The organism is Rathayibacter sp. CAU 1779, from assembly GCF_054551755.1.
On record NZ_JBTOLK010000001.1, the window covers coordinates 2321226 to 2343738 of the forward strand.

Sequence of the window (22513 nt, forward strand, 5' to 3'; positions counted from 1 at the left end):
GATCGCAACACATATCCATATGGGTATATGATCGTTCCATGGCACGGGCAGCGACGACCTCGGACGTCTTCAACGCGATCGCCGAGCCGCGGCGTCGCGACATCCTCGTCCTGCTGCGCGATGGCGAACGACCGGTCACCGAGCTGGCGCAGGACCTGGGGATGCCGCAACCCGGCGTCTCGAAGCACCTTCGGGTGCTGAGGGAGGTCGGGCTGGTGCGTGATCGCAAGGCGGGCAAGCAACGCGTGTACGGACTCGATGCAGGAGGCCTCCGGACCGTGCATGAGTGGACCGGGGGATTCGAGCGGTTCTGGAACGAGAGCTTCGACCGGCTGGATGCCTACGTGCGAGACCTCGAGCGGCAACGACGGGAGAGTGGCGAATGAATCACACGGAACGCGCGGCACCGACATCCGCGACGTCCGACAGGGAGATCGTGATCTCGAGACGGATAGCCGCTGCGCGCGAGCTCGTGTTCGAAGCGTTCACCGACGTGCGGCACTTGTCGCAGTGGTGGGGGCCGGCGGGATTCACCACGACAACGCGATCCTTCGAGTTCCGGGTCGGAGGCGAGTGGATCTTCGTGCAGCACGGGCCGGACGGCACGGACTACCCGGAGTGGATCCTCTGGACCGAGATCGCGGACCCGGAGCGCATCACGATGCTGCACGGCGAGTTCCGCGATGACCCGGACGCCTTCGAGTCCGTCCTGACGTTCGAGACCGACGGAGCAGGGACGCACCTTCAGATGCGCACCGTGTTCCCCACCAAGCAGCTTCGCGACGAGGCGGCGGAGCAGTTCCGCGCCATCGAGGCCGGGCAGCAGACGCTGGACAAGCTGGCCGCATACATCACCGAGACCCTGTTGAAAGAAGGCGATGCCTGATGGCCGGCACAGTGTTCTTCTCCGTTTCGATGTCGCTCGACGGCTTCATCGCACCCGAATCCCCCGAGGAGCTGATGGGGCAGCAGTGGATGGAGCTGCAGCACTGGATCTTCCCCACGAGGTTCATGCGCGAGAGTCTGCAGCTCGGAGCGGGAGGCGACGAAGGTCTCGACAACGACGTCGCCAGAGCGACGTTCGAACGCACGGGCGCGAGCATCATGGGCAAGCGCATGTTCGACGCGGGCGAGCACGCGTGGCCCGACGAGGCACCGTTCCACACGCCGGTCTTCGTCGTGACGCACGAGCGGCGGGATCCGTGGGTGCGGCCGGGCGGGACCACGTTCCACTTCGTGGGGGACGGCATCCGGTCCGCGCTCGATCGGGCCCGTGACGCCGCAGGGGACCGGGATGTGCGGGTCTCCGGCGGTGGCGCGACCATCGTGGAATACCTGAACGCCGGCCTGGTCGACGAGTTCTCGGTCGCGTTGTCGCCGGTGCTGTTCGGATCAGGGATCCGGCTCTTCGAGAATGTGGACGCAGGACGGATCGCCCTGGAGCAGGTCAGCTCAGAGGCGTCCGCGAGGGCGACGCATCTGACGTACCGGGTGCGCAAGCGGTAGCCGGAAGCGTCTCGAGCGGCAGTCGTGGCGTCCTCGTCCGAGTCATCCACATCGCCCTTCGTGCGAGCTTCGTCCACAGGCAGTACCTTCGGCGGACGATTCCCGACATCCCAGGGAACAATGTCGTTGACGAGACTGGCGGAAGGACGACGGTGGCGGAAGAACAGGCGAGCAGGCCGTGGGACGAAGCCGCGTACCGGCAGCTCTTCGATGCCTTGTACGAGGGCCTCGACGACGAGGAGCTGAGCGAACGGCTCGGCCGGACCGCTTCGGCAGTGTCATCCGTGTGCAGCAGGCTGCTGACGACCCTCAGGGCGATGGATCCGGAAGCGGAGCTTCCCGGCAAAGGGCTCGACGGACTACGGGCACTCATCTCCGGTGAGTCGGAGCAGGACTGGGTGCCGCTGGCCCGCGAGATGCACAAGCGCGCCGGCCGGGTGTTCTGGGGTGCCGAGGAAGACGCCGTGCTGGCTGCAGCGTGGACAAGCGGACGGGAGACGCTCACCGGCGTCGCCTCGCAGCTCGGCACAGGCGACGGCGCCGTCCTCGCTCGCCTCGTCTGGCTCGGCCTCGCCCGCGATCGAGACGACGCGATCCAGCACCTCGGCGTCGACGCCGGATCTCTGATCGATGTGCGCCGACGACTCGCCGCCGGCGACGCGGTGGAGCAGTGGGTGCTCACGCTCACCGAGCCGGCGGGCACGACCGTTCACGTCTCCCTCCACCATGCCGAAGCGGATGCGCGAGCCGCCATCGAGCGAGAAGCCCCGCGCGCGCTGAAGCGCGGAGCACTGGAATCCGTGCGCTGGAACCTCGCGTGCCGAGTGATGGGATGGAGCAGCGACGACGCTGTCGAGACCGGCGTGGTCCAGCAGGTGGTCGAATGAGGCGTGGTTTCCTGCCCACGGGCACGGCCGTTTGGTATCCCGCGAAAACCATGGATCCCTTGGTCGGAATGACTTCCGACCAAGGGATCCGGTTGTGGTGCACCCCCAGGGACTTGAACCCTGAACCCACTGATTAAGAGTCAGTTGCTCTGCCGATTGAGCTAGAGGTGCGTGATCCGGCGTTCCCAGGGAACTTCCGAACCGAGGCTCAACGATAGCATCCACTTTGCGGTCAGGTCGAATCGACCCGGGGCTCCGGGCGTGCCGTGAGGTGCACTCGCCGCACGCTCTAGGCCGCGGGCCTCGTCGCGATCAGCAGCCGCGTCGGAAACCAAGGCCCGGTCCACCACATGCGCCAGCCGAGGCCGCGGTTCACCGCCACCGCGAGCCCGGCATCCGACACGACGGTGACGTATTCGCGCACCTTCTCGATGTCCACGATCACCAGCCGCCCTCCCGGCTTGAGCACCCGCACGGCCTCGAGCACCGCGGTGCGGCGCCCGTCGGCCGTGCGGACGTTGTGGATCGCGAGACTCGCCGTCACGAGGTCGAACGAAGCGGCAGGGTAGGGGAGCGCGGTCATGTCACCCGTGTCGAGGGAGATGCGAGCATCCACGCCGTTCGCCTGCGCGTTGCGCTGCGCGGCCTCGGCCGAATTGCCGGACTGGTCGACGCTGCGCCACAGGTCGATCCCGGTCACGCGACCGTTCGGCAACCGCTCGGCGAGCAGCACCGAGACGGTCGCATGCCCGCATCCCAGGTCGAGCACCTGCTCATCCCCGCGCAGGTGCAGCGCGGTGATCACGCGCCGCCACACCTCGAATTTGCCGACGAGCGTGGAACGAAGGTAGAAGAATGTGCCAACCGCGGCGATCACCGCGAGCACCGCGAAGTACACGGGCAGCCAGGCCGCGGCGCCGATCACCGCGAACACGACCGCGGCGATCGGCGACACAACGGTGGCGATGCCCCACCCCCAGGGCACTCCGGGTGCGTCGATCCCGTAGTTCCCTGCCGGTCGTGCAGACATCGGCGTCCCCTCTCAGACCACGCTGAGCTCCGCCTCGTGTCGCAGCACACGAGCGGCAGCCATCACGGCCGCCGCGGTCGAGTCGGGCACCGAGCGGCCGCGTCCGGCGATCCATCGAGGGCCGCCGGCACCGCGGAATTCCACCAGAGTAACGGCATCTGCGTCGTTTCCCGCCGCCACGGACGTCTGCACCAGGGACAGCACATCGAGCCGGATGCCCCGCGTGGCCAGCGCCTGCGCGATCGCCTCCACCGGTTCCCCACCCACGTGCTCACTGACGTGCTCGGCTCCGTCCACGTGCAGCGTCACGCGCATGCACGCGACGTTCCTACTGTCGGCGAGGGCCTCCTCGATGACATCGAGGGCGACCAGCTCGAGCGCCGCGGAAGCATCGGCGTCCTGCAGGTAGGCGTCCTGGAACAGCCGCCACAGCTGCTCCGCCGTCACCTCGTCGCCCGTGTCGTCTGCGTGCTGCTGCACGTGCCGCGCGAAGTCGATCTGCATGCGGCGAGGCAGTGAGAGGCCGTACTCGGTCTCGAGCAGGTACGCGATGCCACCCTTGCCGCTCTGCGAGTTCACGCGGATGACGGCGTCGTAGCTTCGTCCGATATCCGCGGGGTCGATCGGCAGATAGGGCACACGCCAGTCGAGCTCGGACTCGGGCACACCGGTGGCGGAAGCCCGCGCGCGGTGCTCAGCGAAACCCTTGCGGATGGCATCCTGATGCGTCCCGCTGAAGGCCGTGTGCACGAGGTCGCCGACGTACGGATGACGGTCGTGCACGGGCATCCGGGTACAGTGCTCGACGGTGCGGCGGATCTCGTCGATGTCGCCGAAGTCGATCATCGGATCGATGCCCTGCGCGTGCAGGTTGAGCGCGAGCGTGGCGATGTCGACGTTGCCGGTGCGCTCGCCGTTGCCGAAGACGCAACCCTCGACGCGCTGCGCACCGGCCAGCACGGCCAGTTCGGCGCACGCGATCCCGGTGCCCCGGTCGTTGTGCGGATGCACAGACAGGATCACCGCGTCCCGTCGCGCGAGATTCAGGTGCATGTACTCGATCTGGTCGGCGTACACGTTGGGTGTGGCGACCTCGACCGTGGCGGGCAGGTTGAGGATGACCGGACGCTGCGGCGTCGCATCCCAGAAGTGCGTGATCTCGTCGCACACCTCCAGCACGTAGTCGGGCTCGGTGAGGTTGAACACCTCGGGCGAGAACTCGTACCTCACGTTGGGCGCGTCTCCGGTGAGTCGGAGGATGTCAGCAGCGCCGCCCAGGATCACCCGCTTGAGCGCCTGGCGATCCTGACCGAGCACCACGCCACGCCACGTCGGTGCCGTCGCCGTGTACATGTGGATGACGACCGGATTCGGGATGCCCTGCACAGACTCGACGGTGCGCGTGATCAGCTCACGACGTGCCGGCGTGAAGACGACGATGGTGACGTCGTCGGGAGCGATCGGCTCGCCGGCCTCGGCCGTGTCGGCGATGAGCCGCACGAAGTCGAAGTCTGTCTGCGAGGCGGATGGATAGCCCACCTCGATCTCCTTGTACCCCATGGCGACGAGCAGCTCGAAGAACCGTCGCTTGCGGGCGGAGTCCATGGGCTCGGAGAGCGCCTGGTTGCCGTCGCGCAGGTCGACCGGGACCCAGAGCGGCGCTCGTTCGAGGCGGCGCGACGGCCATTCACGTTGCGTGAGGGGAACCGGGACGCGGTCGTAGACGTGCGTGTAGCGATGCGACGGCATCTGGGAGCGACGCTGTCGATTCCACGGCGCCGCGTCGGCGGGCACGGGACCGGAGGGCGTGGAGATGGTGGGAAAAGTGGTGCCGGACATGATCGTTGATCCTTTTCAGATGGTCGGATCGACCGGCACGCCGGGCCCCCACGACGGGAGGCCGGTCGCAGATCAGGCCCCGTCGTGGCGACGAAGGAGGAGGAGCCCGAAGCGCAGCATCCCTCGACCGTAGCAGCGCGGATGCCCGCGGTCGAGCGATTCGTGTGCCTCGGCACCATCCACCGCAGTCGTCACAAGCGGCGGTGGTAACGTTCCACGCCGTGCCAGAACTGAACCTCGACCCGAGTTCCACCGCGCTGCTGATCATGGATCTGCAGCCCTCCATCACCCAGAGCCTGCCCGACGCCGAGGCGTTCATCGGGCGCCTTCTCTCCGCGCGGGCAGCGGCCCGCGATGCCGGGCTCACCATCGCGTACGTTCGGGTCGCGCTCACGGGAGACGAGGCGGCCGAGGTGCCGGAGACCAACGTGCGGTTCCACGCCGCCGGCGCATCCGGGCGGATGGATGCCGACGCCCCGCACACCCAGGTCGACCCGCGGATCGCCCCCGCGGACGGCGAGCTCGTCGTGCGCAAGCGCCGAGTGGGCGCGATCGGCACGACGGATCTCGATGCCCAGCTGCGCGAGCGGGGGATCGACACGCTGGTACTGACCGGGATCGCAACGAGCGGCGTGGTGCTCAGCACCTTGCGCGACGCAGCGGATCGTGACTATCGCCTGGTCGTGCTCGAAGACGGCTGCTTCGACTCGGACGACGAGGTGCATCGGGTGCTCACGCAGAAGGTCTTCCCGAAGCAGGCGACTGTCGTGACTGTTGCGGACTTCGTCGCGTCGTTGCAGGGCTGAGCCCCAAGCTCAGTGCGTCAGGCCGCGTCAACGCCCAGCAGACGGCCGACCAGGTAGGTGGCGGCAACGGCTACCGCACCGAAAAGGAGCTGTCGGAGTGCGCCGCGCCACCACGCCTTGCCTGTGAAGTAGGCGGCGAGGCCGCCGGCGACGATGAGGCCGAGCCCGCCGATCGCGAGCCCGAGCCAGAGTTCGGACGATCCGAAGAGGAACGACAGCAGCGGAACGATCGCGCCGATCGAGAACATCACGAACGACGAGATCCCGGCGATCCAGGGCGACGGCTTGGCATCCGGATCGATGCCGAGCTCATGCGTGACGTGCACGCGAAGGGCGCGATCGGGGTTGTCGTGCACCTCTGCCGCGGCTTTCGCCGCCGTCTCCTCCGACATGCCCATGTCGCGGAACGTGACAGAGAGCTCCTGCATCTCGCCGACCGGATTGCGGTCGAGGGCGCTGCGCTCGACCGCGGCCTCCTTGTCGACCTGCTCGTTCTGCGTGGTCACCGAGGCGTATTCGCCGAGCGCCATCGAGAATGCACCGGCGACGAGCCCTGCGAGCCCGGCGAGGATGATCGTGCCGCGCGGAGCACCCGCCGCGCCGATGCCGGCGATCAGGGCGATGTTCGTGACGAGCCCGTCCATCGCGCCGAAGACCGCGGCGCGCAGCCATCCGCCCGACACGTCGGAGTGCCGGTGGTCGTAGTCGTGCGGGTCGCGATACGCGGGGACGACAGGGGAATCGGGCACCGAGATATCTTAGTCGGCGCGCCTGTTCAGGGCACAGGAGGCGACGCGGTCCACGCGCCGGTGGTCAGTCGTCGTCCTGTCCGAGCTGCCGGGAGGGGGATCCGCCACCGACCAGGGCTTCGCCATACCCCTCGGCGCGTGCGATCGCATCGGCCGCCCGGACGAGCGCCAGGTGTGAGAGCGCCTGCGGAGTGTTCCCGGCCTGCCTGCCCGACACGGGGGAGTACTCCTCGCTGATGAGCCCGACATCGTTGGCGATGCCGCACAGACGCTGCATGAGCTCGTGGGCGGCGTCGATGCGTCCGGAGCGGGCGTACTGCTCGACGAGCCAGAACGAGCACGCGAGGAACGGATACTCGCCGGCCGGCAGGCCGTCGACGTCGGCGCTCGAGCGGTAGCGCATCAGGAAGCCGTGGTTCAGGAGATCCTGCTCGATCGCGCGGACGGTTCCGAGCATCCGCGGATCGTCCGGCGCCACGAATCCCACCTGTGTCAGCTGCAGCAGGGAGGCGTCGACCTCGGCCGTCTGGAAGTGCTGGGTGAAGGTGTTGCGTCTGGGGTCGTATCCGTGGCGCTCGATCTCGCGGCGCAGCGACAGGCGTCGCCGGCGCCACTCGTCCACCGGACCGTCGAGGCCGAATTCCTCCGCTCCGCGGACGGCGCGGTCGTACGCGGCCCACACCATCACCCTGGAGTGCGTAAAGTCGCGTGCCGGGCCCCGGATCTCCCAGATCCCCTGGTCGGGACGACGTCCCACCTGATCCAGTCGCGTCATCAGTGCGCGCTGCAGCGACCAGGAGAAGGCGTTCTCTTCGAGGCCTACCAGCCTTGCGTCGTGGAGGGCGATCATCACCTCGCCGATCACGTCGGCCTGGAACTGCTTCGCTGCCGCGTTCCCGACACGCACGGGGGAGGCGCCGTGGTAACCGGGCAGCGAGTCGATCTCGTACTCCGGCAGGAACCGCTCGCCCGCGAGTCCGTACATGATCTGCACGTCGGCCGGGTCGCCGGCGATCGCCCGCAGCAGCCACCATCGCCAGTGGTCGACCTCTTCCTTGTAGCCGTGCGCGAGGAGCGCGCTCAGCGTCTGCGAGGCATCCCGCAGCCACACGTAGCGGTAGTCCCAGTTGCGCGTGCCGCCGAAGTGTTCGGGCAAAGAGGTCGTCGCAGCGGCCGCGACACCGCCGGTGTCCGCGTGGGTGAGGGCACGCAGCACGAGCAGCGAGCGCAGCACCTCCGACGAATACGATCCGCGATGTGTGAAAGTCGAGGCCCAGTCGTTCCACCACTTCTCCGTCGCGCGGATGCCGACGCTCCCGCTCACCGGCGCCGGCAGCGGTTTGTGAGACGGGTACCACGCGAGCGAGTGGTCGATCGTCTCGCCCTCGTGCACGGTGAAGACCGCCTCGTGCGCGTGATCGGATGCCGTGAGCTCGACACCGCGAATGACCAGCGCATCCGGACCGGCGACGGCCTGCAGCGTGTGGGTCGCATCGTGCAGCTGCTGCACCCACGGCACCGTCGAGGCGTAGCTGAACCTCATGCGCAGGTCCACGTGCAGTTCGACGGATCCGGAGACGCAGCGGATGCGCCGCACGATGTTCGCGGTGTGGTCGCTGCGCGGCATCGCATCGACGACTTCGACGACACCGGTGGGAGTCGTCCACGTCGTGACCAGTACGAACGATTCGCCCTGATAGTGGCGCTCGGCGGTCGCTTCGGGATCCGTCGGAGCCAGCAGCCAGCGCCCGTGATCCTCCGTGCCCAGCAGAGCGCCGAAGATGGATGCGGAGTCGTAGCGCGGCATGCACAACCAGTCGATGCTTCCGTCCTTGCCGACGAGAGCGCCGGTATAACAGTCGCTGATGAGTGCATAGTCCTCGATCGCCAACGCCATTCCGTCATCCTCGCAGGTAGCGTGGGGAACATGGCTGAGGCAGTTCAGACTCTGATCATCCTCGGGGCGAGCGGAGATCTCACCGCTCGCCTTCTTCTCCCCGCGCTCGGGCAGCTGCTCACGCACGAGGAGAACCGCCGGGTCACTCTGCTGGGTGCCGGCTCGCAGAAGTGGACCGCCGCCCATTGGCGGCACATCGTGCGCACCTCCTTCGCGACCGAGAAGGCGTCCGGTCCTGCTGTCGAGGAGCTGCTCGCCTCGACGCGCTACGTGACGACGGACGTCACCAAGCCGGACGACCTGAAGGCACTGCTCGACGAGGCGGAGGGCACTCCCGCCTTGTACTTCGCGTTGCCGCCGGCGGTCACCAAGGAGGTGTGCGCCGCGCTGACGAAGGTGGAGCTGCCGGACGGCATCCGTCTGGCGCTGGAGAAGCCGTTCGGAACGGATGTCCGCAATGCGTCAGCCCTGAACCGCCGCCTGGCCGCCCTGGTCCCCGAGGACCAGGTGCACCGCATCGACCACTTCCTGGGCAACTCGACGGTGCAGAACCTGTTCGGGCTGAGGTTCGCGAATCGGATCTTCGAGCCGCTCTGGAACGCAGAGCACGTGGCGAGGGTCGACATCGTGTTCGACGAACAGCTCGGGCTCGAGTCGCGCGCCGGCTACTACGACCACGCAGGGGCACTCGTGGACATGATCCAGAGCCACCTGCTGCAGGTGCTGGCAGTCACGGCGATGGAGCCGCCTGCGACCATGAGCGCCGCGGACCTCCGCGACTCCAAGGGACTCGTGCTCCGCGCCACGAAGGTGTGGGGCGACGACGCCGTCGCGTCGAGTCATCGCGGACGGTACACGAAGGGCAGGATCGACGGACGGATCCTGCCGTCCTACGTGGACGAGGAGGGCGTGGATCCCGAGTTGGAGACCGAGACCCTCGCCCAGGTGACCTTCACCGTCGACAACTGGCGCTGGGCGGGCGTCCCCTTTACGCTGCGGTCGGGGAAGGCGATCGGCACGGTGCGGCACGAGATCGTGATCACGTTCCGCGACGCGCAACGCCTGCCGACGGGACTGCGCGGGGCGGCGCATCCGACCAGGCTGCGGATCAAGCTGGGGCCAGACGAGATGGTCCTCGAGCTCAACACCAACGGTCCTGGCAACCCGAAGTACCTCTCGCGCAGCGACATGCACGTCGACTTCGGCCCTGGCGGCCTGCTCGCGTACGGCGAGGTGCTGGCCGGCCTGCTCGACGGCGATCCATCGCTCTCGGTGCGCGGCGACACCGCCGTGGAGTGCTGGCGGATCGTCGCACCGGTGCTCGGCGCCTGGCGTGCCGGCGACGTGCCGCTCGACGACTACGCGGCAGGTTCCGAGGGGCCGGAGAGCTGGCCGGCCATCCCGTGACCTGCTGATCCGGTGATGTCAGTCGAGCGCGGGAAGCCGCTGGATCGTGGCACAACGCCGGACTGCGGCGAGCCGTTTGGCCGCGAGATGTCGGTGGCGAGCGGGAGGCTGTCGGAGTGCTGCTGAACGAGCTCGTCGCGGTGGCCGGCGAGGTCGCCGCCACGCGATCGCGCCTGGCCAAGGTGGATGCCCTGGCCGGTCTGCTGAGGCGGCTCGCGCCCGACGAGGTCGTGCCGGCTGTCGGCCTCCTGCTCGGTTCGCCGCGCCAGGGCAGGCTCGGTGTGGGGTGGCGGTCCGTCTCCGGCATCATGGGCGATCCTGCCGGCGCACCGTCACTGACCGTTGCGAGCGTCGACGGGTCGCTCGACCGGCTCGCCGCCGCGGAGGGCAGCGGATCGGCGGCCCTCCGCACCGCGGTGCTCCGCGAGCTGATGCGCGAGGCGACTGCCGACGAACAGGACTTCATCGTGCGGGCACTGCTGGGGGAGATGCGCACAGGCGCGCTCGAAGGGGTGCTCATCGACTCCGTCGCGAAGGCGGCGGATGCGCCCGGCGAGGTGGTCCGACGGGCGGTGATGCTGTCGGGCGACCTCGGTGCCACAGCGGCGCTGGCGCTCTCCGGGGGCGTGAGCGCGCTCGAGCGGGTCGGGCTCGAGGTCGGCAGGCCTGTGCGCCCGATGCTCGCCGCGTCCGCCGCGACGGTGTCGGAGGCACTGGGGACGACCGGCGAGGCATCCGTCGAGTACAAGCTGGACGGCGCACGCATCCAGGTGCACCGCCACGGCGACGACGTCGGCGTGTACACGCGCAGCCTCGCGGACATCACCCACCGGGTGCCAGAGGTGGTGGAGGCGGTTCGCGGGCTGTCCGTGCGCGAGGTCATCCTCGACGGCGAGACCCTCACGCTCGACGAGGAAGGGGCACCGCGTCCGTTCCAGGAGACGATGTCCCGATTCGGAGCGGATGCCGCACGCGAGTCGCTGCTGAAACCGCGCTTTTTCGACGTGCTCCATCTCGACGGCCGCAACCTGCTCGACGAGCCGCTCTCGGTCCGCCGTCCGCTCCTGGAGCGCATCGCTCCCGGACTCGTCGTGCCTGGCGTGGTCACGGATGACGTAACCGAGGCGGAGGCCCTGTCGGACGAAGCACTGGCTGCCGGACACGAGGGCGTGGTCGTCAAGGCGATCGGATCGCCGTACACGGCGGGGCGCCGTGGGTCCGGCTGGGTGAAGGTGAAGCCCGTTCACACCTATGACCTCGTGGTGCTCGCGTGCGAGTGGGGATCCGGACGCCGACAAGGGTGGCTGTCCAACCTGCACCTGGGGGCCCTGGATCCGCTCGGCGAGTTCGGTGAGCCCGGCGGCTTCGTCATGGTGGGCAAGACCTTCAAGGGTCTGACCGACGAACTGCTCCGGTGGCAGACCGAGACGTTCCAACAGATCGCGGTGCGACGCACGGCGGGCACGGTGTGGGTCGAGCCGGTGATCGTGGTGGAGATCGCGATCGACGGGGTGCAGGCGTCCTCGCGGTATCCGGGTGGGGTTGCGCTGCGGTTCGCCAGGGTCAAACGGTATCGCGACGACAAGACCGCGACGGAGGCGGACACGATCCAGACGCTGCGCGCACTGCTGCGCACCTGAGATGGGCCTGCGTCAGGGGGCGAATCGATCCGGGGAAGCCGACCGTCGATCGGATCAGCGGACCCGGTCAGTCGACCGGATCGACGACGAGCGCCCTCGGCCAGGAAGCCAGGTCAGCGGACGAGCTCGCGGTTCGCGTGCTGGATGGCGATCGGACCGGTGACCGGGCGCTTGAGGTCTGTCCACACGGTGATCGGCGCCGGCTCCCATTGCAGGGCGATCGCGTCCTCGTCCAGCACCGCGTCGTCGTCGGCCTCCGGCTCGTCGGTGCGGTGGGCGGGAGCGTGCTCCGGATCGACGGCCGACTCGACCGCCGTGACGTCTTCGGGAGAGGGCGTCGGCGCGACATCCGCTCCGGAATCGAGCGTGGTCTCCGACGACGCCGAGGCTGCGGTCTCGACGTCGGCCGGTGCCGATGCGGTCGACGGGTGCGAACCGGTGACGAGAGGGGTGGCGCCCGTGCGGGTGGGAACCGTCAGCTGTTCGCCTGCCTCGAGCTGCAGCTGCGCGCTGCGCAGTGCCGCGGTGACGTCGAGCGCCACCTGGTGCGCGAGCACGGTGCGGAAGAGTTCGTCGGTGTCATCCTCGGTGCGTCGGCGAACGACCCACTCGCCGCCTTCGCCTATCGCCGCTGCGATGCGGGTGTGCACGAGTTCGAAGATCTGCTCGTCGGCGAGACGGGGGAGGACGACCACGGCAGGTGCAGCCGGGAGCGTGGGGGCCGCCGGCGCTGCGGCATGCCTCCGACGACCGAACATGATGGGACTCCTTCGTGCGTGCGGGCGTGCCACGCCCTCACAGTGTGGCGGATGCCCGGCTCGAGATCCAAAGGACACGCCGCCCTCGGACGAGGGGTAGCGCGAGCGAGCGTCGTAGGGGGCCTGCGGAGGCCGACGTCGACGGATGGGCTAGAAGTCCGCGTCTCTCTCGATCGTCTCGAGTTCCTTCGACCGGTCGTGCACCGACGTGATCGCCACGGCGAGGGACAGCGCCCATCCGGCCCAGGCCAGCAGGAGTCGCCAGTCTCGCGGGCCGTTCCGTGTCGCCTGGATCACGGCGATCACGCCGAGCGCCGTGCTGACGACACTCCAATTGAGCAGGTACTTGCGCATGCCGCCCCCTCCGGTTCGTCTTCACCGTACACAGGGATACGCGTGTGTGCGCGTGCGAACCCGAGCGTGCGCGCCAGACGCTCGGCGCGCTCGCCGTCGCCGCGGCCGTGCGACGCCACCTCGGCGACGACGGAGCCGTGCCAGTCGCGCTCGGCGAGCATTCGCAGCACCGCCTCCACGGGTTGAGTACCGTCGCCAGGCACGAGGTGCTCGTCGAACACGCCGCCGTCGAAGACCGACGTTGTCCCGTCGCAGAGGTGCACGTGGCGGAGCCGGTCATCGAGCCGGCGCGCGAGCTCGAGGCCGTCCCTGCCGGCGAGAGCCGCGTGCGAGAAGTCGAGGGTGGCCGAGTCGCAATCGATCGTCACCGGATCCCAGCCAGGCGAGTACACGGCACGCCTGCGGCCGGCCACGTTCCACGGGAACATGTTCTCGACCGCGAGGTCCACACCCGTCCTGTCGCCGAGCTCGCGGATCACCGTCGTGAACGAACGGGCGTAGTCCCCCTGCCACCGGAACGGCGGATGCACCACGACTGTCGGGGCCCCCACCTCCTGTGCGAGGCGGGCCGATCTCTCGAGCTTGTGCACGTGGTCCAGCCCCCAGACAAGCTGGGTGAAGAACAGCACGGGAGCGTGGATCGACAGGATCGGCACACTGTAGCGGGCGGACAGCGCACGAAGGGCGCCGGCATCCCTCGTGCCGGGGTCGCGCGTGACCATGATCTCGATGCCGTCGAAGCCGAGCCGGGCGGCGGTCTCGAACGCGGTCCGCGTGCCGTGCGGGTAGACGCAGGAGGTGCTCATACCGATCGCGATCATCGTCTGCGACGCTAGGCGGCGAGCGTGAACATGCGGTGTCGTCATGTGACCCTCCGCCCATGACTCCGATGGCCGGCTGGTAACGTGAGGAGACGTCGAGCACGCACCCCCTCAGGAGGCGGTCATTCTGCCGAAACAAGAGCGCGACGGGTCCGCATCCCGCGGCAACGACCCGCATCCTCCGTCCGATTCCCGGCAGTTCGATCTCGTGATCGTGTCCAACAGGCTCCCGGTCGATCACGTGTCGGGCGAGGGCACGGATGCCGTCTGGCGTCCCTCTCCCGGCGGCCTCGTCGCGGCACTCGAGCCCGTCATGAAGCGCGAGGACGGCGTCTGGATCGGCTGGGTCGGCATCCCCGATGCGCACTTCGAGCCGTTCAGGGCCGACGGCATCGACATCCTCCCCGTGTCGCTCAGCGCACAGGACGTCGAGTACTACTACGAGGGGTTCTCGAACGACACGCTCTGGCCGCTGTACCACGACGTCATCGCCCCTCCGAGCTTCCACCGCGAGTGGTGGGACTCGTACGTGCAGGTGAACCGCCGGTTCGCGGATGCCGCCATCGCGAGCGCAGCACCCGGCGCTGTCGTCTGGGTCCACGACTACCAGTTGCAGCTCGTGCCGAAGATGCTGCGGGATGCCCGGCCCGACCTCGTGATCGGATTCTTCAACCACATTCCGTTCCCGGCATACGGCATCTACGCGCAGCTGCCGTGGCGCAAGCAGGTCGTCGAGGGCCTGCTGGGTGCCGACGTGATCGGATTCCAGCGTCTGGCGGATGCCGGGAACTTCGCCCGCGCCGTGCGCCGGTTGCTCGGGTACGAGACGCGCGGGTCGATCATCGACGTCCCGCTGGCGGACGGCGAAGCCGTCGGCCACCGCCACGTCAAGACGAACCGTCGCGGCACACGCGTGCGCACCGTGCTGGCGAAGCAGTTCCCCATCTCGATCGATGCTCAGCATTACCAGGAGCTCGCGTCGCGCCCTGACATCCGGGCGCGGGCCAAGCAGATCCGCGAGGAGCTGGGCAATCCGACCACGATCATGCTCGGGGTCGACCGGCTCGACTACACCAAGGGCATCCGGCACCGCCTCAAGGCGTACGGGGAGCTGCTGCGAGACAAGTCGGTCGACGTCGACGATCTCACTCTCGTTCAGGTGGCCAGCCCGTCGCGCGAGCGCGTCGAGACGTACAAGCAGTTGCGCGACGAGGTGGAGCTCACGGTGAGCCGCATCAACGGCGACTACTCCACCATCAGCCACACGGCGATCAGCTACCTGCACCAGGGCTATCCGCGCGAAGAGATGGTGGCGCTCTACCTGGCCGCCGACGTCATGCTCGTCACGGCTCTGCGCGACGGCATGAACCTCGTCGCCAAGGAGTACGTCGCCAGCCGCATCGACAACGACGGCGTGCTCGTGCTGAGCGAGTTCACCGGCGCGTCCGACGAGCTCAAACAGGCATTGCTGGTGAATCCGCACGACATCGAGGGGCTGAAGGAGGCCATGCTGCGTGCCGTTGCCATGCCGTCGCGCGAACGCAGCCGTCGCATGCGCACCCTTCGCAAACGCGTGCTGACACACGATGTGCAGCGCTGGTCTGCCACGTTCTTCGATGCACTCACGCACGTGGCGAACGACGACGATTTCGGCACTCACGAAAGGCCGGCCGCCGGGTCTGTGCAAGGTCCGCAGGAACGGCCGGACTCCGCGCCACGAGACGACGCGGCGTTCGATAACCGATGAGCGCCGGCGACTCCTCCCTTGCCGGGGATCTGACGGATGCCGTCGGCCGGCTCGCACAGACGCCGCGGCTCCTCGTCGCACTCGACTTCGACGGCACGGTGAGCCCCCTCGTCGACAACCCGGCAGACTCGCGAGTGCTCCCAGCGGCGCGCAGCGCACTCGACGCACTCGAACGGCTGGAAGACACCTGGGTCGCCTTCGTCTCTGGGCGTCCGCTGGCCGGGCTGGTCCGCGTGACGGAGGCCGACGACTCGGCACTCCTGATCGCCTCGCACGGAGTCGAGGTGCGTCTGAGCGGTGGCGCGGTGGATGTCGGGCTCACCGACGAGGAACGCTCCCGTCTCGATGCGCTCGCCGCCGAACTCGAGCGCATCGTGGCCGGCACGCCGGGCTCCAAGGTCGAGCACAAACCGGTCGGACTCGGCCTGCACACGCGGGGCCTTCCCGCGGATGCCGCTCGCGCGGCCGCAGCGGATGCGCGTGCAGCCGCCGACGCCGTCGGAGGGGGATTCCTCGAGCGGGCGGGCAAGGACATCCTGGAGTTCGCGGTGCGCGACGCCACCAAGGGCGACGGCATCGAGCGGCTGCGCGAGCACGTCGGCGCGACGGGAGTCCTCTACGCCGGTGACGACGTGACAGACGAGGACGGCTTCGCGGTCCTCGGGCCCGATGATGTCGCTGTGAAGGTCGGGCCGGGGGAGACCCGCGCGGCCTTCCGCGTCGCGGACCCGGATGCCGTGGCCGACCTGCTGCAGCTCCTCGCCGCGCAACGGGCGAAGGGCTGAACGCGCGGCCTGGAGGGGCAGTGCGCGCCGAAGCATGTTCGGGACGGGGCGTCGCAAAACGTCGCAGCGTAGGCTCGGCGACAGGGTGTCGTCAAGTTGGCGACATGGTGTCGCATAGCCGGAGGTCCCGTGCCCAAGATCGATGCACCGACGGTGGCCGAGCACAGGGCACGCATGCAGGACCGCCTCGTGACGGCGGCCGATGAGATCCTGCAGTCCGGCGAACCCGATCGGCTGACGGCGAGTGCGGTGAGCAAGGCAGCAGGCATCGCCCGCAACAGCATCTATCGGTACGTGGACAGCATCGAGGACCTCCGCGCGCTGGTCGTCGCGCGGCATCTGCCCGACTGGATGGCCGCCGTCCGGAAGGCCACGGACGAGGCGCCGGACCCTGCAGCACGCGTCGCCGCGTGGGTGCGTGCGAACCTGCGGCTGGCATCCGGCACCGCGCACGGCTGGCTGATGGGGGCGGCCCGTTCGGCGCCGGCACCCGAGCGCACGCAGAAGATGGACGCTGCGCACGACGAGCTGCGGGAATCCATTCTGGCCGCGTGCGTCGAGGCGCTGGACGGCGATGTCGCCCGTGGCCGGGTGGCGGCATCCGTCGTCTTCGCGATCGTGGACGCCGGGTTCCGCAGCCTGGACAGAGGCGCGGATCTGACGCTCGTCGAGGCGGCGGCGGTGGGCGCGGCATCCGGCGTCCTGAACGGCCTGCGCTGAACGGCCTGCGCTGAACGGCCTGCGCTGAACGGCCTGCGCAGAACGGGCGGCGCTGACCAGGCGGCGCTGAACGGGCCGCGCCAACGGACAGCGGATCTGCCGACGGCCCCGCTCCCACCTCGCCGCGGCCGTCCGACGCCGCACGACGACTTCACGGTTCACCGCACGAGTCGGCGGCTCGCCGGACCTGGTACTGAGGGCACCAAGCATCCGTCGGGAGCGGGTACAGCGCGGTCCTAGACTCGAGGGCATGCCAGAGATCGACATCAAACCGCGCAGCCGCGTCGTCACCGACGGGATCGAAGCCACCACCAGCCGCGGGATGCTCCGGGCTGTCGGCATGGGCGACGAGGACTGGGACAAGCCCCAGATCGGCATCGCGAGCTCGTGGAACGAGATCACGCCCTGCAACCTCTCCCTCGACCGGCTCGCCCAGGCGGCGAAGGAGGGCGTGCACTCCGGCGGCGGATACCCGCTCGAGTTCGGCACCGTCTCGGTCTCCGACGGCATCTCCATGGGCCACGAGGGCATGCACTTCTCACTCGTCTCCCGTGAGGTCATCTGCGACTCCGTCGAAACCGTGATGATGGCCGAGCGGCTGGACGGATCCGTGCTGCTCGCCGGCTGCGACAAGTCGATCCCCGGCATGCTCATGGCCGCGGCTCGGCTCGATCTGGCATCCGTCTTCCTGTACGCCGGTTCGATCGCTCCCGGATGGGTCAAGCTCAGCGACGGCACCGAGAAGGACGTCACGATCATCGACTCGTTCGAGGCGGTCGGTGCCTGCAAGGCCGGCACCATGAGCCTCGAGGATCTCAAGCGCATCGAGTGCGCGATCGCCCCTGGCGAGGGCGCCTGCGGTGGCATGTACACGGCGAACACCATGGCGTCCGTCGCCGAAGCGCTCGGCATGAGCTACCCGGGATCCGCTGCGCCGCCCTCGGCCGACCGTCGCCGCGACTACTACGCCCACCGCTCGGGCGAGGCCGTCGTCAACATGCTGCGCACGGGGCTCACCGCACGCGACATCCTCACCAAGAAGGCGTTCGAGAACGCCATCACCGTCGCCATGGCGCTCGGCGGCTCGACCAACGTCGTGCTGCACCTGCTGGCGATCGCCAGCGAGGCCGAGGTCGAGCTCACGCTCGACGACTTCAACCGCATCGGCGACAAGGTGCCGCACATCGCGGACATGAAGCCGTTCGGCAAGTACGTGATGAACGACGTCGACCGGCACGGCGGCATCCCGGTGCTGATGAAGGCGCTGCTCGACGCCGGGCTGCTGCACGGCGACTGCATCACCGTGACCGGCAAGACCGTTGCGGAAAACCTCGCCGAGATCAACCCCGAGCCGCTCGACGGCGAGGTGCTGCACACGCTCGACAACCCGCTGCACCCGACAGGTGGTCTCACCATCCTCAAGGGCTCCTTCGCTCCCGACGGCGCGGTCGTGAAGACGGCCGGTTTCGACGCAGCGGTCTTCGAGGGCCCGGCCCGCGTGTTCGAGCGGGAGCGGGAGGCCATGGATGCGCTGACCCGCGGCGAGATCGATCACGGCGACGTCGTGGTGATCCGCTACGAGGGACCGAAGGGCGGCCCCGGCATGCGCGAGATGCTCGCGATCACCGCCGCCATCAAGGGCGCGGGCCTCGGCAAGGATGTACTACTCTTGACAGACGGACGATTCTCAGGCGGCACAACCGGCCTGTGCATCGGCCACATAGCACCCGAAGCAGTGGACGCTGGTCCCATTGCATTCGTGCGCGATGGTGATCTGATACGGGTCGATATCGCTGCTCGCTCGCTCGACCTACTTGTCGACGAGTCCGAGCTGGCCTCCCGCCGGGAAGGCTGGGAGCCTCTTCCTCCGCGCTATACCCGTGGCGTTCTCGCGAAGTACTCCAAGCTCGTGCACTCCGCTGCGGAGGGCGCGGTCACGGGGTAACTCGCGTCTCATCAGTTCCTCATCGACGCATTCGAAGGAAAATCGTCCCCCATGACAACGGATCCCAGAGCCGTGCCGGCTTCGGCAGCGCGTGCTGCCGGGGCCGATGGCACTTCGGCCACGCCAGCCAATCCACACAGATCAGACCTCATCACCGGGTCGGCCGCCATCCTGCGGTCCCTCGCCCACCTCGGCGTCAAGGATGTCTTCGGCATCCCGGGCGGCGCCGTCATCCCGTTCTACGACGAGCTCATGGCTCAGGACGCCATCAGGCACATCCTGGTGCGCCATGAACAGGGCGCCGGCCACGCCGCCGAGGGCTACGCAACGGCGAGCCGCGGCGTCGGCGTCGCCATCGCCACCTCCGGTCCCGGCGCAACCAACCTCGTCACGGCAATCGCCGACGCGCACATGGACTCGGTGCCCACCCTGTTCATCACCGGGCAGGTGTTCTCGACCCTCATGGGGACGGACGCCTTCCAGGAGGCCGACATCGTCGGCATCACCATGCCCATCACGAAGCACTCCTTCCTCGTGAGGGATGCCGCGGACATCCCGTCCACGATCGCCGCCGCGTACCACATCGCCTCGACCGGCCGCCCCGGTCCGGTGCTCGTGGACGTGACCAAGGACGCGCAGCAGAACCTCATGGAGTTCTCCTGGCCGCCTGTCGTCGACCTGCCCGGCTACCGCCCGGTGACCAAGGCGCACGGCAAGCAGGTGCACGCTGCGGCACGACTCCTCGCGGAGGCGTCGAAGCCGGTGCTGTACGTCGGTGGCGGGGTCGTGCGGGCGCAGGCATCCGACGAGCTCCTCGTGCTGGCGGAGACGACGGGGGCTCCCGTCGTGACCACGCTGATGGCACGCGGCGCTTTCCCGGACTCCAACAAGCAGCACCTCGGCATGCCGGGCATGCACGGCACTGTCGCGGCCGTGCTGGCGCTGCAGGATGCCGACCTCATCGTCTCGCTCGGTGCACGCTTCGACGACCGGGTGACCGGCAAGGTGTCGGAGTTCGCGCCGCACGCGAAGATCGTGCACGTCGACGTCGACCCGGCCGAGATCTCCAAGATCAGGCACGCCGACGTTCCGATCGTCGGCGATGCCAAGGACGTCATCGCCGATCTGACCAATGCCTACGAGCACGAGGTCGCCGAGGTCGGTGCTCCCGATCTGAGCGACTGGTGGGCAAGGCTCGACGGGCTGCGCACTGAGTTTCCGCTCGGCTACACGCCGACCAGCGATGGGCTGCTGTCGCCGCAGGCGATCATCCAGCGCATCGGGGAGCTCACCGGACCGGAAGGCGTGTACGTCGCCGGCGTCGGACAGCACCAGATGTGGACCGCGCAGTTCATCAAGTACGAGCGGCCGAATGCGTTCCTCAACTCGGGTGGCGCGGGCACGATGGGATACGCCGTGCCGGCGGCCATGGGCGCGAAGGTGTCGCAGCCGGACCGCGTCGTGTGGGCGATCGACGGCGACGGATGCTTCCAGATGACCAATCAGGAGCTCGCCACCTGCACGATCAACGACATCCCGATCAAGGTCGCGATCATCAACAACTCGTCGCTCGGCATGGTGCGTCAGTGGCAGACGCTGTTCTACGACGGCCGCCACTCGTTCACCGACCTCAACACCGGGCACGAGACGGCGATGATCCCCGACTTCCTCAAGCTGGCGGAGGCATACGGTGCCCTTGGCATCCGCGTCACCAAAGAGGAGGAGATCGACGACGCCATCAAGCTCGCGCTGGAGACGAACGACCGGCCGGTCGTCATCGACTTCATCGTCAGTCGTGACGCGATGGTGTGGCCGATGGTCCCGCAGGGGGTCAGCAACTCGAACGTGCAGTACGCCAAGGACAACGCACCGACCTGGGGAGAGGAGTAAACCATGTCGACACACGTGCTGTCGCTGCTCGTCGAAGACAAGGCGGGTCTGCTCACCAGGGTCGCCGGGCTGTTCTCGCGGCGCGGGTTCAACATCTCCTCGCTCGCCGTCGGCGTGAGCGAGGTGCCGGGGCTGTCGCGCATCACCGTCGTGGTGGACGTCGAGGATGCCCCGCTCGAGCAGGTCACCAAGCAGCTGAACAAGCTCATCAACGTGATCAAGATCGTCGAGCTGGACCCCGACCAGTCCGTGCAACGCGAGCACCTGCTCATCAAGGTGCGCGTGGACCACACCACCCGCTCGCAGGTGCTGGAGGCGGTGAACCTGTTCCGCGCTCGCGTCGTCGATGTGGCGACGGATGCCCTCGTGATCGAGGTGACGGGAGACACCGGCAAGACCGAGGCGCTGCTGCGGGTTCTGGAGCCCTACGGCATCAAGGAGATGGCCCAGTCCGGACTGCTCGCCATCGGCCGCGGATCGAAATCCATCACGGACCGCGTCTTCAAGAACTGACAACCTCGCTCACCGCGCCATGAGCCTGTCGAAAGGCCGGGAGCACACCACCAACGGACCCTTCGACAAGCTCAGGGGACGATTCACAAGGAGAGAAACACAGCTATGGCTGAGATCTACTACGACAACGATGCTGATCTGACGATCATCCAGGGCAAGAAGGTCCTCGTCGTCGGCTACGGCTCGCAGGGTCACGCCCACGCGCAGAACCTGCGCGACTCGGGCGTCGAGGTGCGCATCGGTCTGCAGGAGGGCTCGAAGTCCACGCAGCGCGCACAGGAGGCCGGCTTCCAGGTCGTCTCGCCCGCCGAGGGCACATCGTGGGCCGACGTCATCGTCATCCTCGCGCCCGACCAGGTTCAGCGTCACCTCTACGCGAACGACATCGCGCCGAACATCTCGGACGGCAAGGCGCTCGTCTTCGGACACGGCTTCAACATCCGCTTCGGCTACATCAAGGCGCCGGAGGGCGTCGACGTCGTCATGGTCGCCCCGAAGGGTCCCGGCCACACCGTGCGCCGCGAGTACGTCGCCGGCCGTGGCGTTCCGGTGATCGTCGCCGTCGAGAACGACGCGACGGGCACCGCATGGCAGCTCGCCCTGAGCTACGCGAAGGGCATCGGCGGCCTGCGTGCCGGCGGCATCAAGACCACGTTCACCGAAGAGACCGAGACCGACCTCTTCGGTGAGCAGGCCGTGCTGTGCGGTGGCGTTTCGCACCTCATCCAGGCCGGTTTCGAGACGCTGACCAACGCCGGCTACCAGCCGGAGATCGCGTACTTCGAGGTGCTCCACGAGATGAAGCTCATCGTGGACCTCATCTGGGAGGGCGGCATCTCCAAGATGCGCTGGAGCGTCTCCGACACGGCCGAGTACGGCGACTACGTCTCCGGCCCGCGCGTCATCGACGAGGGCACGAAGGAGCGCATGCGGGGCATCCTCGCGGACATCCAGTCCGGCGCCTTCGCGGAGCGCTTCATCGCCGACCAGGATGCCGGCGCTCCGGAGTTCCTCGCCGACCGCAAGGCGGGCGAAGAGCACCCGATCGAGTCGACCGGTCGCGAACTGCGCAAGCTCTTCGCGTGGAACTCGTCGGATGACGACGACTACGTGGACGGCGAAGTAGCTCGCTAGCTCGTACTTCGCCATCCACGTAGTCGCGGGCGACTGTGCTTATTGGGCGCCGTCCCCTGGCCGGCGCCGTGTGGATGGCGAAGTA

21 protein-coding genes and 1 tRNA gene are annotated in these 22513 nt (G+C 68.3%); 14 read left to right on the forward strand and 8 right to left on the reverse strand.

Features of this window, described 5'->3' with window-relative positions; genetic code table 11:
* Positions 1-38 precede the first annotated feature (38 nt).
* From ACX9R5_RS10620 to ACX9R5_RS10635, 4 genes are all read left to right on the forward strand, one after another.
* Entirely contained in the window at positions 39-386 is a 348-nt protein-coding gene (locus tag ACX9R5_RS10620) for an ArsR/SmtB family transcription factor (RefSeq protein WP_459408939.1), read from the forward strand.
* The gene (locus ACX9R5_RS10625) at positions 383-886 is read left to right on the forward strand and encodes an SRPBCC family protein (protein ID WP_459408940.1); all 504 of its coding nucleotides are present in this window, start codon (positions 383-385) and stop codon (positions 884-886) included. Before ACX9R5_RS10620 ends, ACX9R5_RS10625 begins: the two co-directional genes overlap by 4 nt.
* Positions 886-1506, forward strand: a complete 621-nt coding sequence (locus ACX9R5_RS10630; protein ID WP_459408941.1) for a dihydrofolate reductase family protein — start codon at positions 886-888, stop codon at positions 1504-1506. The genes ACX9R5_RS10625 and ACX9R5_RS10630 overlap by 1 nt, the downstream gene beginning before the upstream one ends.
* A 152-nt stretch (positions 1507-1658) precedes the next feature.
* Positions 1659-2393: a hypothetical protein gene (locus ACX9R5_RS10635; protein ID WP_459408942.1), complete on the forward strand. Its 735-nt coding sequence runs from the start codon at positions 1659-1661 to the stop codon at positions 2391-2393.
* A gap of 95 nt (positions 2394-2488) precedes the next feature.
* Here the strand turns inward: ACX9R5_RS10635 and ACX9R5_RS10640 are convergent.
* The 3 genes from ACX9R5_RS10640 to ACX9R5_RS10650 form a co-directional block, all read right to left on the reverse strand.
* Positions 2489-2564: transfer RNA gene (locus ACX9R5_RS10640), tRNA-Lys, on the reverse strand.
* 118 nt (positions 2565-2682) lie between these two features.
* Positions 2683-3423: a class I SAM-dependent methyltransferase gene (locus ACX9R5_RS10645; RefSeq protein ID WP_459408943.1), complete on the reverse strand. Its 741-nt coding sequence runs from the start codon at positions 3421-3423 to the stop codon at positions 2683-2685.
* Positions 3424-3435: 12 nt separating this feature from the next.
* Positions 3436-5262, reverse strand: a complete 1827-nt coding sequence (locus ACX9R5_RS10650; protein WP_459408944.1) for a 2-isopropylmalate synthase — start codon at positions 5260-5262, stop codon at positions 3436-3438.
* Positions 5263-5483: 221 nt separating this feature from the next.
* Here ACX9R5_RS10650 and ACX9R5_RS10655 point away from each other — a divergent pair, with 221 nt between their 5' ends.
* Positions 5484-6068 carry a cysteine hydrolase family protein gene (locus tag ACX9R5_RS10655; RefSeq protein ID WP_459408945.1) on the forward strand — a complete coding sequence of 195 codons (585 nt, stop codon included), beginning with the start codon at positions 5484-5486 and terminating at the stop codon, positions 6066-6068.
* 17 nt (positions 6069-6085) lie between these two features.
* Here ACX9R5_RS10655 and ACX9R5_RS10660 read toward each other — a convergent pair whose 3' ends face one another.
* Complete coding sequence (locus tag ACX9R5_RS10660; protein ID WP_459408946.1) at positions 6086-6817, reverse strand: VIT1/CCC1 transporter family protein; 732 nt, start codon at positions 6815-6817, stop codon at positions 6086-6088.
* A gap of 64 nt (positions 6818-6881) precedes the next feature.
* Positions 6882-8714 carry a glycoside hydrolase family 15 protein gene (locus ACX9R5_RS10665; RefSeq protein ID WP_459408947.1) on the reverse strand — a complete coding sequence of 611 codons (1833 nt, stop codon included), beginning with the start codon at positions 8712-8714 and terminating at the stop codon, positions 6882-6884.
* A 30-nt stretch (positions 8715-8744) separates the two neighbouring features.
* Here ACX9R5_RS10665 and ACX9R5_RS10670 point away from each other — a divergent pair, with 30 nt between their 5' ends.
* On the forward strand, positions 8745-10121 hold the full coding sequence (locus ACX9R5_RS10670; RefSeq protein WP_459408948.1) for a glucose-6-phosphate dehydrogenase: 1377 nt from the start codon (positions 8745-8747) through the stop codon (positions 10119-10121).
* A 116-nt stretch (positions 10122-10237) separates the two neighbouring features.
* The gene (locus ACX9R5_RS10675; RefSeq protein WP_459408949.1) at positions 10238-11761 is read left to right on the forward strand and encodes an ATP-dependent DNA ligase; all 1524 of its coding nucleotides are present in this window, start codon (positions 10238-10240) and stop codon (positions 11759-11761) included.
* A gap of 113 nt (positions 11762-11874) precedes the next feature.
* Here the strand turns inward: ACX9R5_RS10675 and ACX9R5_RS10680 are convergent, their stop codons facing one another.
* The 3 genes from ACX9R5_RS10680 to ACX9R5_RS10690 form a co-directional block, all read right to left on the reverse strand.
* The gene (locus tag ACX9R5_RS10680; protein WP_459408950.1) at positions 11875-12519 is read right to left on the reverse strand and encodes a hypothetical protein; all 645 of its coding nucleotides are present in this window, start codon (positions 12517-12519) and stop codon (positions 11875-11877) included.
* 150 nt (positions 12520-12669) lie between these two features.
* Complete coding sequence (locus ACX9R5_RS10685) at positions 12670-12873, reverse strand: hypothetical protein (protein WP_459408951.1); 204 nt, start codon at positions 12871-12873, stop codon at positions 12670-12672.
* Entirely contained in the window at positions 12822-13694 is an 873-nt protein-coding gene (locus ACX9R5_RS10690) for a sugar phosphate isomerase/epimerase family protein (protein ID WP_459408952.1), read from the reverse strand. The genes ACX9R5_RS10685 and ACX9R5_RS10690 overlap by 52 nt, the downstream gene beginning before the upstream one ends.
* 214 nt (positions 13695-13908) lie before the next feature.
* Between ACX9R5_RS10690 and ACX9R5_RS10695 the strand changes: the two genes are divergently transcribed.
* The 7 genes from ACX9R5_RS10695 to ilvC all read left to right on the forward strand — a co-directional run bounded on the left by ACX9R5_RS10695 (position 13909) and on the right by ilvC (position 22428).
* Positions 13909-15441, forward strand: coding sequence for an alpha,alpha-trehalose-phosphate synthase (UDP-forming) (locus ACX9R5_RS10695; protein ID WP_459408953.1), 1533 nt, complete (start codon positions 13909-13911; stop codon positions 15439-15441).
* A complete protein-coding gene (otsB, locus tag ACX9R5_RS10700; RefSeq protein ID WP_459408954.1) occupies positions 15438-16226 on the forward strand; it encodes a trehalose-phosphatase in 789 nt (262 codons plus the stop codon). The genes ACX9R5_RS10695 and otsB overlap by 4 nt, the downstream gene beginning before the upstream one ends.
* Positions 16227-16355: 129 nt before the next feature.
* The gene (locus ACX9R5_RS10705) at positions 16356-16946 is read left to right on the forward strand and encodes a TetR/AcrR family transcriptional regulator (RefSeq protein WP_459408955.1); all 591 of its coding nucleotides are present in this window, start codon (positions 16356-16358) and stop codon (positions 16944-16946) included.
* A gap of 250 nt (positions 16947-17196) precedes the next feature.
* Positions 17197-18891 (forward strand): dihydroxy-acid dehydratase, encoded by a 1695-nt coding sequence (gene ilvD / locus ACX9R5_RS10710; protein WP_459408956.1) that lies wholly within the window; start codon positions 17197-17199, stop codon positions 18889-18891.
* Positions 18892-18942: 51 nt separating this feature from the next.
* Entirely contained in the window at positions 18943-20781 is a 1839-nt protein-coding gene (locus tag ACX9R5_RS10715; RefSeq protein WP_459408957.1) for an acetolactate synthase large subunit, read from the forward strand.
* Between the two features lie 3 nt (positions 20782-20784).
* The gene (ilvN, locus tag ACX9R5_RS10720) at positions 20785-21294 is read left to right on the forward strand and encodes an acetolactate synthase small subunit (RefSeq protein ID WP_170024247.1); all 510 of its coding nucleotides are present in this window, start codon (positions 20785-20787) and stop codon (positions 21292-21294) included.
* A 105-nt stretch (positions 21295-21399) separates the two neighbouring features.
* On the forward strand, positions 21400-22428 hold the full coding sequence (gene ilvC, locus ACX9R5_RS10725) for a ketol-acid reductoisomerase (protein WP_459408958.1): 1029 nt from the start codon (positions 21400-21402) through the stop codon (positions 22426-22428).
* Positions 22429-22513 lie beyond the last annotated feature (85 nt).